We start from the raw sequence: 12,570 nt of genomic DNA, 5'->3' as shown, positions 1-12,570 counted from the left end.
CCACCGTTTCCGCGTTTCCCATCCTTAAACGATCCCTTTTAAATCCCTGATATTATCCCGACTCTGCCCTGTTTCCGCCCAGATTGCCCGCCAGGTTGGTGCAAACGAAAAGACCTGGGGAACGAGGATGGACAGACTGACCGAAATGGAAGCCTTTGCCAATGTGGTGGACCAGGGCGGCTTCACCGACGCGGCGAAAAAGATGGGCATATCCAAATCGGCCGTGTCAAAGCACGTATCGAGCTTGGAGGCCCGCTTGGGCGCCCGCCTGCTGAACCGCACCACACGGCGTGTTTCGCCGACCGAGATCGGCTTGGCCTATTATGATCGCGCCCGTCGCGTCTTGAATGACGCGGGTGAAGCAGACGCTTTGGTAACATCGATGCAATCCGCCCCATCCGGGCTGTTGCGGATCAGCGTTGCGACCGATTTTGGTGTGAATCACCTGTCTCCGGTCCTGTCAGAGTTTCTGTCGGCCTACCCGGACATCACCGTGAACATGGTTCTTAACAACCGCTATGTGGAGCTGATTTCAGAGGGTTTTGACGTGGCCGTGCGCATTGGTGAGCTTGAAGACAGCACCCTGCGCGCCCGCAAGCTGACGGAAACCGTTAAACGCATGGTCGCCGCACCCAGCTATGTTGAAAAATATGGCCGTCCGCAAAAGATCGACGACCTGAACGAACACAAGTTGCTGCACTATTCCAGCCAGTCATCGGGCAACGTGTGGAAACTGACCGCACCTTCGGGTGAAAAACGTCAGGTCCGCACTGCAGGTTGGCTAAGCGTGAATGACGGGCAGTCCTTGCTGAACGCTGCGATCTCGGGTCTTGGGATCGCGCATCTCCCAAGCTATCTATATGCCAACGCTTTGAAATCCGGACAGGTTTTGGACGCGATGCCGTCACTACCGGATGAAGTGCAGGGTGTCTTTGCGGTCTATCCGCCCGGCCGCTTTACCCAGCCCAAAGTACGCGCATTCATTGATTTTCTGGTCGAGTCCTTCAAAGACAAGGGACCGATGGATTGGTAATTTCTCCCCGGTGAAACTAGACGGCCCGCGCATCTGTGCGGGTCTTTTTTTTCAATCGCTCAGAACCCTCAGCCCCATACCACGTGCCACGGTACGCAGCGACTCTGTCAGAATATTCTGGCCGGGCAAATTACGCTCGCCGCTGCGCGACAGCAGGGCAATGTCGCGGTTGGCATTGGGAATTGCTAACGGACGCAAACGAACTTCGTCACGATATATCCCCTGACGCCGGGCATACAAATCGGGCAGAACCGCAGCACCAACCCCCGACGCGGCCATCAACACGATCGAATCCAGTGTCGTGCCCTCATATTCATCTGAAACCACCCCTCCGCATTCGGCTGCCAAAGCATAGACGATACGAGACAAACGGTGACTTTGGTCCAGCGTCAGGATCAGCCGGTCGCGCAAATCCTCGGCCGTGACACCGTGAAGGTCGCGCGCCAGAATATCGTCGACCGCAACACCAATCCATAAGGTTTCATTGAACAGTCGCTGTTGAACCGTGTTGGGATGATCTTCGGGGGTGGAAATGATCATGTCGAACCGCCCTGTTTTCAGGCCCTGCTCAAGATCGCGGGTGTTTTCCTCGCGTACGACGATACGCAGCCCTGGACGATCCTGGTGCACCCTTTTGATGACTTGCGGCAACAGGTACGGACCAATTGATGGCAACACGCCCAGCCGTAGTCGTCCCCCAACCGGAGTATCGCTGGTGACGGCGTGGCGCAGATCCTGAACGTCCGCGAGGATCTTCTGGGCGCGGGAAATGAACTCTTCCCCCTTTGCCGTTACCTGAACTCCACCGCGGTTTCGGTCGAATATCCGCAGCCCAAGCTCTTGTTCTACCGTCGCAATTTGGGCCGACAAGCTGGGCTGGCTGACATTGAGGACCTCAGCGGCCAGCCCAAAGCGACCCAGTCGGCTTACCATCACAATATATTCCAACTGGCGCAGGGTTGGTCGCATTTAATAGCCTTAAACTATGTTAAATTTAGAAAGATAATATTGGGATAAATCTTTTCTGCAAGGCAACAGCCCCAAAAGACCGGGACAGGAGCCTAAATATGCCCAGCGTAATCGAAACCCTCTCCAGCAATTTGTTGGTGCCGACGATCCTCTTTTTTGCCCTCGGGTTGCTGGCCGCATTTGTGCGAAGCGATCTGTCCATTCCAGAAGGCGCAGCCAAATTCATGTCGCTGTACCTATTGCTGGCGATCGGGTTCAAAGGCGGTAGCAACCTGGCCGAGCATGGGGTTCATCTGGACCTGTTTTTGACATTGCTGGGGGGTGTTGCGCTCTCGTTTGCCATTCCGTTTGTGGCGTTCGGTTTGCTGAGGGCGATGACCCGCCTGGATGCTTTGAACGCGGCGGCGGTCGCAGGACACTATGGGTCGATTTCGATCGTAACGTTTGTGACCGCGACCAGTCTTTTGGATCTAGTCGGCCTCAGCCATGACGGTTTCATGGTGGCCGTAGCCGCCGCGATGGAGGTGCCTGCCATCCTGTCCGCGCTCTGGCTGGCCCACAGGTCGGGCGGAAACGGTGTAAAGGACGACAAACTCTGGCGGGATCTGCTGGCCAATGGGTCAATCGTATTGCTGACCGGAGCCTTTCTGATCGGCGCCATTACCGGCGGCGAGGGTATGCAGATGATCGCGCCCTTCATTGTCACGCCATTCACCGGGATTCTGTGCCTGTTTCTGCTGGATATGGGCCTGTCGGCGGGTCGAAGCCTGATCAAGAACCGGGACAAGCTGTCGGTGGGGTTGTTTGCCTTTGGTGTACTGATGCCCCTGATCGGAGCGCTGATGGCCTGGGTCGTGGGTGCCTTGATCGGACTGTCTGAAGGAAGCTTGTTCCTGTTTATGGTTCTGTCCGCATCGGCCTCATACATCGCGGTACCTGCCGCAATGAAAATTGCGCTGCCCAAGGCCGAATCCGGAATCTATCTGACCCTGTCTCTGGGCGTTTCCTTTCCGTTCAACATCACGGTTGGACTGCCTGTGTACCTGTGGTGGGTTATGTAGGCGATTAGTTTAACAGCAAAACCGCCTCGACCCGGCGGTTTTGCTCGCGGCCTTCGGGGGTTGCGTTCGACGTCATCGGGGCCAGATATCCGATCCCCCGCGCCTCGAGCCGATCACCAGCTATCCCATAATTTTCGATCAACCGGACACGTACTGCCTGGGCACGTCCTGTGCTGACCGAAATATTCGCCTCAAGCGCGCCCGTGTCGTCCGTGTTCCCCACAAGCGCCAACCGGACATCCGGGTTTTCTGACATATAGCCCGCGATCAGACCCAACGAGGAAAACGGGCCTTCACCCAGAGTTATCTCGCCGGTGCGAAAATGCAGGTCGGCCAGAATGACATGGCCGTTCTCTTCCAGATCAGCCAGCAAACCCCCAGCCTGCGTAATCGTCTCTTCGACGACAAGAGGTGGGGGGGGCGGCGCATCCACCGGCGTAACGCGGATCATCTGAACATAGCCGTCCGGCGGGTTGCGGCTCACCAAAAGGCTCAGGGCTTCTTGTCCGCGTGTTGCGGACAAAAAGCGGTAATCCTGAATGGAAACATACATATCCGGGGTGGGCACAACCTCGGTATTAAAGCGGAAATCAAACCCGCCACAGGTATCAGCATTGCATTCGAAAAGAACGTCAAACCCCTGCGCCTCGATCTGGTCACGCAGTGGCGACAGCAGTTGCAATGTGGTGCTTGACCCGGACTGCAAGCGCCATGTCAGCCGCTCGACCTGCCCTTCGACGCGTTGCGTCGGCACCGTGCCACCGGAGAATGGGCCGGTTGGCATGTAATAGCTGTCAAAAGGACTGGCCCGATCACTGACTAAGCGCGAGCCGGAAGGCATCGCGACTTCTTGGGCAACCAAGGGTCCGGCCATGACGGCAAGTATTAGGGCGACCCGGCAGATCATCGGGCCTGCGCGTGGTAATCTTCGTTCGGGGCCATCGCCGTGGCGCTGGCGACCCTGTTCGACATGTTGAAGAAACCGGTCACATTGGCGATGTCCCAGATATCGCGATCCGAGAATCCTGCGTCGCGCAAATGTTGCCGGTCGGTCTCATCAATCTCGGCGCTGGATGTGGTCATTTTCACAGCAAAATCCAGCATCGCACGTTGTCGTTGGCTTAAGGGTGCTACCCGGTAATTCATCATCAACATCTCACCCAATTGCGGATCACCGGACAATTGTCGGACGGCTGCTCCGTGGGACACAAGGCAATAGAAACACTTGTTAATTGCAGACACAACAACGGCGATCATCTCACGCTCGAGCTTGGATAACCCGCTTTCGGCCAGCATCAGATCGTTATACATGCCGGTGAATGCGTTCAGCTTGTCGATGTCAAAGGCATATGCACGCAGAACATTGGGAACAAAGCCCAGTTTTTCGACGCAGATATCAAAGTACCGCTGCGTCTCAGTCGGCAGCGGATCGACCATGGGCAGGTTCAATGCAGTCGGCAAGGTGTGATCGGTCACGTCAGGCTTTTCTCCTTACACAAGCTGACGGTAATGATATTCTCCGGCAAGCTCCATCCCAAGCTTTGCGTAAAGTGCATTCGCCCTTGCATTGGCCTTGGTGCAGATCACGCTGAGTGTATGTGCCCCCTGTTCCTGCGCCCAAAACGCGGCCGCCCGCATGGCCCATTGACCCAAACCATGTCTGCGGTGGTTGGATAGAACCTCAAGCGCGTGCACCATAGCGATTTTGCCTTGCATAGCCACAAAGGCCGTCCCCGCAGGCTGATCGACGCGGCGCAGCAAAAGCCCGGTTTTCGGCCCTTGCGCACGTTCCATAACGGCAAGCCGCGCCGTCCCGATGCCGCCCTTGGCCCAGATTTCGTTCATCACGGCCAAAGGGTCCCATATGGTGAAAACCGTCACCCGCGGAATTGGCACGTCAGTCAGATGAGAGACCGAGCATCTGTAAATATTCACGGGGTCCAGAACCGAATACCCTCGACCCGCAAGTTGCCTGTCCAGCGTCTCATTTCCCGGCCAGATGCAAAAAATGCGCTTTTGGCCCATAGCCAGCATAGCCTCTTCCGCAGCATCAATCTGGGCCTCGGTCGCGGGCTCAAAGGCACTTGTCGCGGAAACACGCGAGCCGCCGCCCTGCCCTTCACGCAGTTGGAAGGGGCCTAGCTTTTGATATCGCGCAGCCGGCCATGTTCCGTCCACAACACCGGGCCAATCCGTCAAAGCGCGAACTCTTTTGCCAAACGGGTGACAGCGACGTCGACACGCGCGCCATCCGTGCCACGCACAACCACATTGGCACCAAAGACGCCATTCACCTGGAACGGATAGCTGCCAATCGCCAGATCCGGAAAATCAGCGGCCAGAGCGGCAAGCGGGCCTGCAATATCGCCTTCCCCCCGATCCACCCGCAGCGTCTGCGACAAAAGCGGACGGCCTCCGGTCAGCCCGGGCAGCACGCTGGCCACCATTGCCTGAAAGACAGACGGCACACCTGCCATGACATGCACGTTTTCAATCGTGAACCCCGGTGCCGTCGAAACCGGATTGTCAATGAGCGTTGCACCATCCGGGATACGCGCCATACGCAAACGGGCCGCGTTCAGTTCGAGCCCGGATTTTTCATAATGCGCTTCGAGAAGCGCGCGTGCGTCCGCGCGAATATCTATCGGTCTGTCAAACGCGCGCGCGATGCAGTCGGCCGTGATGTCATCATGTGTGGGTCCGATACCGCCACTGGTGAATACATGGTCATGCGCCTCAGACAATGCGCGCACAGCGGCTTCTATTGCGGCTGCATCATCGCTGACGACGCGGACCTCTTTCAGGTCAATCCCCTGTTTCGTCAGCTCTCCGGCAAGGAAATGCATATTCGCGTCGCGCGTTCGGCCAGACAGGATTTCATCCCCGATCACAAGCATTGCAGCAGTTGGATTGGACATGTCGAAGTGCCCTCCTCTTGATCGACCCTTGAGGCAGGTATAGGCCGTGACATATGCGCTTTGAAACCCCTCTTGTCCCCGCCCGCCTGATCCGACGTTATAAACGCTTTCTTGCCGATTGCAGGCTGGAGGACGGGCGTGAAGTTACCGCGCATTGCGCCAACCCAGGGTCAATGAAGGGTTTGGCAGAACCTGACCAGAAAATCTGGCTGGAACCCAACGACGACCCAAAGAAAAAGCTGAAATTCGGCTGGCGGTTGGTCGATCATGAAAACGGGCATTTCACAGGCGTCGACACTTCGGTTCCCAACAAAGCCCTGCGCGCCGCGCTTAAAACGCAAGCAATTCCTGAGCTGGCCGCCTATGAAACTGTGCGTCCCGAAGTCAAATATGGCGAAAACAGCCGAATTGACTTCCTTCTGACCCAACCCGGCCTGCCTGACGCCTATGTCGAAGTCAAAAGCGTGACACTATCGCGCCAATCCGGTTTGGCCGAGTTCCCCGACAGCGTCACCGCACGTGGTGCCAAACACCTGACGGAACTTGCGGCTATGTCAGCAGAAGGGCACAGGGCGATCATGCTGTATCTGGTTCAACGCACCGATTGCGATCAGTTTACACTGGCGGCGGATATCGATCCCAAATACGCGGCGGCGTTCTCTGCGGCGACAGGTGTTGAGCGTTTGATCGTTGGAACAAAGATCACACCCGAGGGTGTCTGGGTCGATCCCGCAAAGCGCTGGCAGATCGTCTGAGATTACGGCACGATCCGGAAATCCCCTAAAAAGGCGCCCGAGTTCGCAAACAGGCCCCTGTAGGTTCCATCGGGTAAACGCCCAACCTGCGCGCAAAGCATACGACCCTGCCGGAAGTCCTGCCAACGGCTGCAGATTTTGTTGTCTTCCACCCACCAAATGCCCGTGTCCTGCCCAACGCGCGGAACCAACGCCTTAAACGTTTTGTCAGCGCGCAACGTGGCGGTACCGCTATAGTGCAGCCTTTTGAATGAAATTTTCCGATCTTCCGTCAGCAGTGCCGCGATTTCAGATCCAGACAGCATGGTCACATCTTCGCGGCAGCCTGCAAGGGCCGCAAAAAGAAAGATCACCACCCATAATTTCATCGCTTCCACATGCGTCCGCACTAAATTCACAAACCACCCAAGCACGGTAACCGTCGGCATGGGTACTAAAACCGAGTCACGATACTCTGACCCAGCAATAAACAGTCAGATCTTACGTCTTGGGTTCAAGGTCCGGCCACAGCGTAGTGTCAAGCGACTTGATAAACGGCGCAAGATGGTCTTCGACCGCCTTCCACCGCCCGACCGATGACGTACTGACCGGCTTGCGAACCTGTAAGCTACTGGCCGTTCTCACAGCGTCCTGGGTTTTCTGTGGTGTCAGCATGTCCTCTTCAAATTCCAGATCGCACAGTTGCGCCAGTGAACGCACCGCATCGGGGAAATTACTGACAAGCTCTTCGTAGCCAATATCGTGAATACGACCCGGCAAAACCTGATGCCAATGCTGCATGTATCTTTGATAGCGGTTGGCCTCAGCCGCCATCCACTTGAAGTTATGTGAAAAATACATGCCCCTGGCGCCAAAGTACTCGCGCCACATCGACAAGGCGATGTCCCTTGGGTCCCGCCGAACATTCAGAATGATAGCATTTGGAAAGGCTTGCGCGATGGCCCCCAGATAGGCGTAGTTTCCGGGCATCTTGTCCACAAAGGCAACCGGTTCAACATCATAGCCCGGTAGCTTGTCCACGTAGAAGTCCGCAAGATCGCCCATATCCCACTTATCAGCGGCGTCGACCTTATTCTTTCTGACCCAGTGTTGAACAGTCGCCAGCTCTCCAAAGCCATGGACGCCTGAATGAGAGGACAAGATACGCTCGACCAGCGTTGTGCCGGACCTTGGCAACCCGACTACAAAGATTGGGCGAGGAATTTTTGGGTTTGCGCCCTCTGTCTTGGCCGGAAGTGGTGCCGCCAATAGTTTGCGGGCCTCTTTTGCCTTATCGTTTTCCATTTTTTCAAGGCCGTTTGCCATCAACAAATGCGCTTTCGTCAGATGTTCCATCTCTTGCGCCGTGTCTTTGTCAAGAAAGGCCAGTTTTGCGCCCGCGAAATGAACCACCGCGTCTTCTTGGCTGTTATTCGTCGGCAGGTTCGCGACGGCCGTATCAACGCGGGTCCGAAGTGCCGCTGCATCATCTGGCGTCAGGTTGGGAAGCGTCGTCATGAAATGCAGCGTCTCGGCATGGGTAGGAGCCAGCTTGAGCGCTGCGCGTGCATGCTCCAAAGCCTCATCTATACGTCCCAGCCCTGACAAGCCTTTGGCCAGTCTAAGTTGGCCGTAAGGAAAACGTGGATGCTGAACGACCAAGTCCTGCAACACAGCGATCGCGTCGTCCCAACGATGCATCTCGTCCAGAATATCGGCCTTTAGACAGACAGCCGCCAAATTGCGCGGCTCGTGTTGTGTCACCTGATCAACCGCGCCCAGCGCCTTATCCAAACGACGTTCCCGCAGCAAAGCCATCGCGTGGATATAGTGCTGCGTCGGCGTCAACGGCCCCTTGGACGCGATTTTGGCGATAAACCTCGAAGCCGCCTCGGCATCGCCCGCCTGGACAAGACTTAGACCGTAGTTCTGGATCAATTCCGGATTACCGGGGTCCAGCTTCAAAGCCTGTTCGAAATAAGGTTGAGCGAGCTTGGGGTTCTGCTGCTGAACAGCGCACAAGCCTGCCAACCTCGGTAACGCAGCTACCTTTGGCCACTTTTTGGCGGCTTTGCTTGCTCGTTTAAGTGCACGCTCTGGCCGTCCCTTCTTGAGCAGGTCTGTAATGCTGGCAATTTCGGCCCGAAGCTGGTCGGCTTTTTGCATTGGCGCACCCTTTTTAGTGGTTTTAGCATGCGGGTAGGACTTGCCTTGTGCTAGTTCATTGTGCCGCCTTGGTCCACCTGCGAAAATGATGTGCACATAGTTTCACCATGATGCGACCGCACGCCCTCTGGAACTTTCTGCACAAGCAGCGTAAATAGAATGCTGCGCGAAACATTTGGAGCCTCGCACCGATGAAAGAACATCGTGGCCGCCTGACCAAGGACGGTATACGCATCTATGAGCAAGGTGACTTTGCCGGAATGCAAGCGGCAGGGGCCTTGGCCGCGCGGATTCTGGATGACATTGCCGAACACGTTTTTCCCGGTCAGACCACCGGTGCAATTGACGGGATCATCACCCGGATGGTCGAAGACGCAGGCGCAACCTCGGCCACTATTGGCTACAAAGGCTACCAGCACGCCAGTTGCATCAGTGTGAACCATGTGGTCTGCCACGGCATTCCCGGCGACAAAAAGCTGAAGGATGGCGATATCCTGAACATCGACGTCACGGTCATCGTGGATGGCTGGTTCGGCGACACGTCACGCATGTATGTAGCGGGCAAGCTGCCACGCAAGGCGGAACGGTTGATTCAGGTCACGCACGACGCCCTGTTCAAAGGCATCGAAATGGTCAAACCCGGCAACACGTTCGGCGATATCGGCCACGCGATTCAAGCCTATGTCGAGGCTCACAGGATGAGCGTCGTCCGGGACTTCTGCGGGCACGGCTTGGGTCGTGTCTTCCATGCGCCGCCAAACGTTTTGCACTATGGCCGCCCGGGTACAGGTGCCGTGCTGGAAGAAGGCATGTTCTTTACCATCGAACCCATGGTGAACCTTGGCCGACCCGAGACCAAGACGCTGGCAGATGACTGGACCGCGGTAACACGTGACAAGTCCCTGTCGGCACAGTTCGAACACTCGGTCGGTGTGACCGCAAATGGGGTTGAGATTTTCACCCTGTCACCAGGTGACAGGTTCCATCCGACCTATTCGTCCTGATCTGTGGCCTGATCTCTCATCAGTTTCAGCAACAGCGTCTCAGAACCCCATGGCGTGATCGCGTCATGGATGAAAACCGGCGCGCGCGTTGGCTTGCGCTCGGGTCCGGTGGCAGCTTCGGTGTCTTTTGAAAATGCCCACAGGGGCGGGGTAAGTGCACGGTCCATGAATACGACCATAGCACGATCGGTCGTCAGAGTCCCAAAAGCTCGGGCACTTGTGACATGCGCGTGAATACCTCGGCCCCTAAGGCGGCCAATTCGTCACCATCGTCATGCGCAGCGTAACCAAGACAGCGCATATTCGCCCGCAAAGCCGCAGTAACCCCGGCGACACTGTCCTCTATGACGACCGGAGATTTGGCGTTGAAGTGTTGTGCTGCCAAACGGAACATCGTCGGATCGGGTTTGCCGACACCAATGTCATGAGCCGAGAACATGACATCCGCGAACCGATCCCACAAACCGTTTTGACCCAGCGTGATTTTCATTTTGTCCACCCGCCCGTTGGATGCGACGCAGAACGGTATGGCCTTCTCATCCAACCGGTCCAGCACTTCGGCCACGCCCTCAATCAACGAAACACCTTGGCGTAAACGGGCATAGGTATCGGCGTAGACCTCTTCGATCCAATTCGCCGGCAACACCGCTCCCATATCTTGCGCCACGTCTTGTGCCTTTGTCATGGTGGTGCCCACGAACAGCGACAAGCACTCTTCCTCCGTTAGCGGCAGACCATAGCGCGACAGGCTGTCGACCAAGACTTGATTGGATATCGGCTCGCTGTCGACCAGAACGCCGTCGCAATCAAAGATCACCAGGTCATGCATTCGCATCATCCTTCCAAATCAGCGTGATATGCGTATCGCCGTACTTGCGGCTGTCATGCACGCTGAAACCTTCGGGCGCTTGCATCGGTGCGCTTTCTTCCCAGACAATCAGCGCACCATCCGACAACCAGCCTTGCGTCAAGTTGGCAAGCGCCTTTTGGCCAAGAGATTTGCCATATGGCGGATCGAGGAAAACCAAATCGTAAGGGTCGTCAGGATTCTCTGCCAAACGAGTGGCATCGCGACGGATCAGATCCGTATAGTCGCGACTTTGGGTCAGTTCGATATTCTTGCGGATCAATCCCTGTGCCACGCGACCATCGTCAACAAATGTAACATGCGCCGCGCCGCGTGAAAGAGCTTCAAGACCCAGGGCTCCGGTGCCTGCAAACAGATCCAAAACACGCAGTCCGTCAAAGTCGATCTGATGGTTCAGTACGTTGAACAGACTCTCGCGCACCCGGTCTGTCGTGGGGCGCAAATGCGCCCCTGCGTCACCCTTGCCGACCGAGGCCAAAGCACGGCCCCGGTACTGTCCGGCGATGATCCTCACGCTTTGAGAAGCGGTTTCAGATCCGCGGCGGGGTCTGCCACAATAGCAGGATCCGCAGTTCTGCCCGCGTCGATCAGCCGTTTACCAACCATGTAGGCGCGCGGGTCGTTCATCGCATCCACCGCAATCAACTGATCACCCTTGTAGTACCAAAAGGACACGGTCGAGCCCTCGCCCTTACGGGTCACAACGCGATCGTAACCGGTATTCAATCCAGCGATCTGCAGTTTGATGTCATACTGATCCGACCAGAACCACGGCGTCGCCGTGTAATCCTTGGCCGCGCCCAACATGTTCTGGGCGACGATCTCGGCCTGATCAATGGCGTTCGGCACACTTTCCAGTCGAATGCGGCCCCCAGCATGAGGGAAAGAGGCGCAGTCCCCCGCCGCCCAGATCGACGCGTCAGAGGTGCGGCCATGTGCATCGGTCTTGATGCCGTTTTCAAGCTCAAGACCAGCCATTTCTGCCAACGCCGTTGCCGGGGCAATACCGACGCCGACGACGACGAAATCCACGTCCAGTTCGGTGCCATCGGTCAGAACTGCACCTGTAACCCTGCCGTTTTCCCCCACAAGACGGTCCAGCCCAACCCCCTCGCGGATATCTGCGCCGTATTCGGAATGCAGCGCGCGGAAATAATCACTGGTCTCAGCCGCAGCGACGCGTTGCAGAATGCGGTCAGCCATCTCGACCAAGGTCACCTTGACCCCGCGCTTGGCGCAGACGGCCGCAGCCTCCAACCCGATATAACCGCCACCGACGATCAAGGCCCGCGCACCGTCTTTCACGCGCGGCTCCATCTCGTCGATATGGGCCAGATCACGCACCACATGCACACCCGCAAGATCGCCGCCGATCGCAGCAGGCAGACGGCGCGGATCAGACCCTGTGGTCAGGGCAAGCTCGTCATACGAAATGACCTCATCGCCCAGCGACACGGTCTTGGCCTGCGGATCAATACCGGTCACGCGTTGCCCAAGCCGCAGGGTGATATTGTTCTCGGCATAAAAGCTCTCGGGTCGCAGGAACAGGCGTTCCAGCTCCATCTCGCCCAGCAGATACGCTTTGGACAACGGTGGGCGCTGATAGGGCAAATGCGGCTCGGCACCGATCAGGGTGATGTCACCGTCAAACCCATCCTTGCGCAGTCGCGCGACAAGCGAAGCACCCGCCTGCCCAGCCCCAATCACGACAATATGGCTCATCATTTCCTCGCTCAGTCGAATTACCGTGGTCACTTCCTCTGGCTCCCCTATATTGCGGCAAAGCCCGACTCTGCAAATCCAAACGACAGGAGCAC

General features: G+C 56.9%; 15 protein-coding genes. 4 read left to right on the top strand and 11 right to left on the bottom strand.

The window, feature by feature from the left end; all coding sequences use genetic code 11:
* Positions 1–127 precede the first annotated feature (127 nt).
* Positions 128–1,033, top strand: coding sequence for a LysR family transcriptional regulator (locus tag ACR0BD_RS01715; protein ID WP_480695616.1), 906 nt, complete (start codon positions 128–130; stop codon positions 1,031–1,033).
* A 51-nt stretch (positions 1,034–1,084) separates the two neighbouring features.
* Here the strand turns inward: ACR0BD_RS01715 and ACR0BD_RS01710 are convergent, their stop codons facing one another.
* The gene (locus ACR0BD_RS01710; protein WP_480695618.1) at positions 1,085–2,002 is read right to left on the bottom strand and encodes a hydrogen peroxide-inducible genes activator; all 918 of its coding nucleotides are present in this window, start codon (positions 2,000–2,002) and stop codon (positions 1,085–1,087) included.
* Between the two features lie 98 nt (positions 2,003–2,100).
* On the opposite strand from ACR0BD_RS01710, the gene ACR0BD_RS01705 reads away from it, so the two are divergent.
* Positions 2,101–3,063: a sodium-dependent bicarbonate transport family permease gene (locus tag ACR0BD_RS01705; RefSeq protein WP_480695620.1), complete on the top strand. Its 963-nt coding sequence runs from the start codon at positions 2,101–2,103 to the stop codon at positions 3,061–3,063.
* Positions 3,064–3,067: 4 nt separating this feature from the next.
* Here the strand turns inward: ACR0BD_RS01705 and ACR0BD_RS01700 are convergent, their stop codons facing one another.
* Genes ACR0BD_RS01700 through ACR0BD_RS01685 form a run of 4 tightly spaced genes read right to left on the bottom strand, consistent with a single transcriptional unit; the run spans position 3,068 to position 5,981 of the window.
* On the bottom strand, positions 3,068–3,937 hold the full coding sequence (locus ACR0BD_RS01700; protein WP_480828519.1) for an OmpA family protein: 870 nt from the start codon (positions 3,935–3,937) through the stop codon (positions 3,068–3,070).
* Between the two features lie 29 nt (positions 3,938–3,966).
* A complete protein-coding gene (locus ACR0BD_RS01695; RefSeq protein WP_480828518.1) occupies positions 3,967–4,539 on the bottom strand; it encodes a peroxidase-related enzyme in 573 nt (190 codons plus the stop codon).
* A 15-nt stretch (positions 4,540–4,554) separates the two neighbouring features.
* Positions 4,555–5,262 carry a GNAT family N-acetyltransferase gene (locus tag ACR0BD_RS01690; RefSeq protein ID WP_480828516.1) on the bottom strand — a complete coding sequence of 236 codons (708 nt, stop codon included), beginning with the start codon at positions 5,260–5,262 and terminating at the stop codon, positions 4,555–4,557.
* Entirely contained in the window at positions 5,259–5,981 is a 723-nt protein-coding gene (locus ACR0BD_RS01685) for a competence/damage-inducible protein A (protein WP_480828514.1), read from the bottom strand. The genes ACR0BD_RS01690 and ACR0BD_RS01685 overlap by 4 nt, the downstream gene beginning before the upstream one ends.
* A 53-nt stretch (positions 5,982–6,034) precedes the next feature.
* Between ACR0BD_RS01685 and sfsA the strand changes: the two genes are divergently transcribed.
* Positions 6,035–6,736, top strand: a complete 702-nt coding sequence (sfsA, locus tag ACR0BD_RS01680; RefSeq protein ID WP_480828513.1) for a DNA/RNA nuclease SfsA — start codon at positions 6,035–6,037, stop codon at positions 6,734–6,736.
* A gap of 2 nt (positions 6,737–6,738) precedes the next feature.
* Here the strand turns inward: sfsA and ACR0BD_RS01675 are convergent, their stop codons facing one another.
* Together ACR0BD_RS01675 and ACR0BD_RS01670 are read right to left on the bottom strand one after the other, a co-directional pair.
* Positions 6,739–7,104, bottom strand: coding sequence for a hypothetical protein (locus ACR0BD_RS01675; RefSeq protein WP_480828512.1), 366 nt, complete (start codon positions 7,102–7,104; stop codon positions 6,739–6,741).
* Between the two features lie 112 nt (positions 7,105–7,216).
* Positions 7,217–8,881 (bottom strand): tetratricopeptide repeat-containing sulfotransferase family protein, encoded by a 1,665-nt coding sequence (locus ACR0BD_RS01670; RefSeq protein ID WP_480828511.1) that lies wholly within the window; start codon positions 8,879–8,881, stop codon positions 7,217–7,219.
* Positions 8,882–9,072: 191 nt separating this feature from the next.
* On the opposite strand from ACR0BD_RS01670, the gene map reads away from it, so the two are divergent.
* A complete protein-coding gene (gene map, locus ACR0BD_RS01665) occupies positions 9,073–9,885 on the top strand; it encodes a type I methionyl aminopeptidase (protein WP_480828509.1) in 813 nt (270 codons plus the stop codon).
* Here map and ACR0BD_RS01660 read toward each other — a convergent pair.
* Genes ACR0BD_RS01660 through ACR0BD_RS01645 form a run of 4 tightly spaced genes read right to left on the bottom strand, consistent with a single transcriptional unit; the run spans position 9,873 to position 12,475 of the window.
* Positions 9,873–10,052 (bottom strand): hypothetical protein, encoded by a 180-nt coding sequence (locus ACR0BD_RS01660; protein WP_480695638.1) that lies wholly within the window; start codon positions 10,050–10,052, stop codon positions 9,873–9,875. The two genes, map and ACR0BD_RS01660, sit on opposite strands and share 13 nt — an antisense overlap.
* Positions 10,053–10,078: 26 nt before the next feature.
* Positions 10,079–10,714 carry an HAD family hydrolase gene (locus ACR0BD_RS01655; RefSeq protein WP_480828507.1) on the bottom strand — a complete coding sequence of 212 codons (636 nt, stop codon included), beginning with the start codon at positions 10,712–10,714 and terminating at the stop codon, positions 10,079–10,081.
* Complete coding sequence (gene rsmD, locus ACR0BD_RS01650; RefSeq protein ID WP_480828506.1) at positions 10,707–11,267, bottom strand: 16S rRNA (guanine(966)-N(2))-methyltransferase RsmD; 561 nt, start codon at positions 11,265–11,267, stop codon at positions 10,707–10,709. The genes ACR0BD_RS01655 and rsmD overlap by 8 nt, the downstream gene beginning before the upstream one ends.
* Positions 11,264–12,475, bottom strand: coding sequence for an NAD(P)/FAD-dependent oxidoreductase (locus ACR0BD_RS01645; RefSeq protein WP_480828819.1), 1,212 nt, complete (start codon positions 12,473–12,475; stop codon positions 11,264–11,266). Before ACR0BD_RS01645 ends, rsmD begins: the two co-directional genes overlap by 4 nt.
* Between the last annotated feature and the right edge of the window lie 95 nt (positions 12,476–12,570).

Source organism: Ruegeria sp. G5, assembly GCF_056533365.1.
The sequence above is the reverse complement of the archived record's forward strand: the minus strand, read 5'-3'. Positions and strand labels throughout refer to the sequence as shown.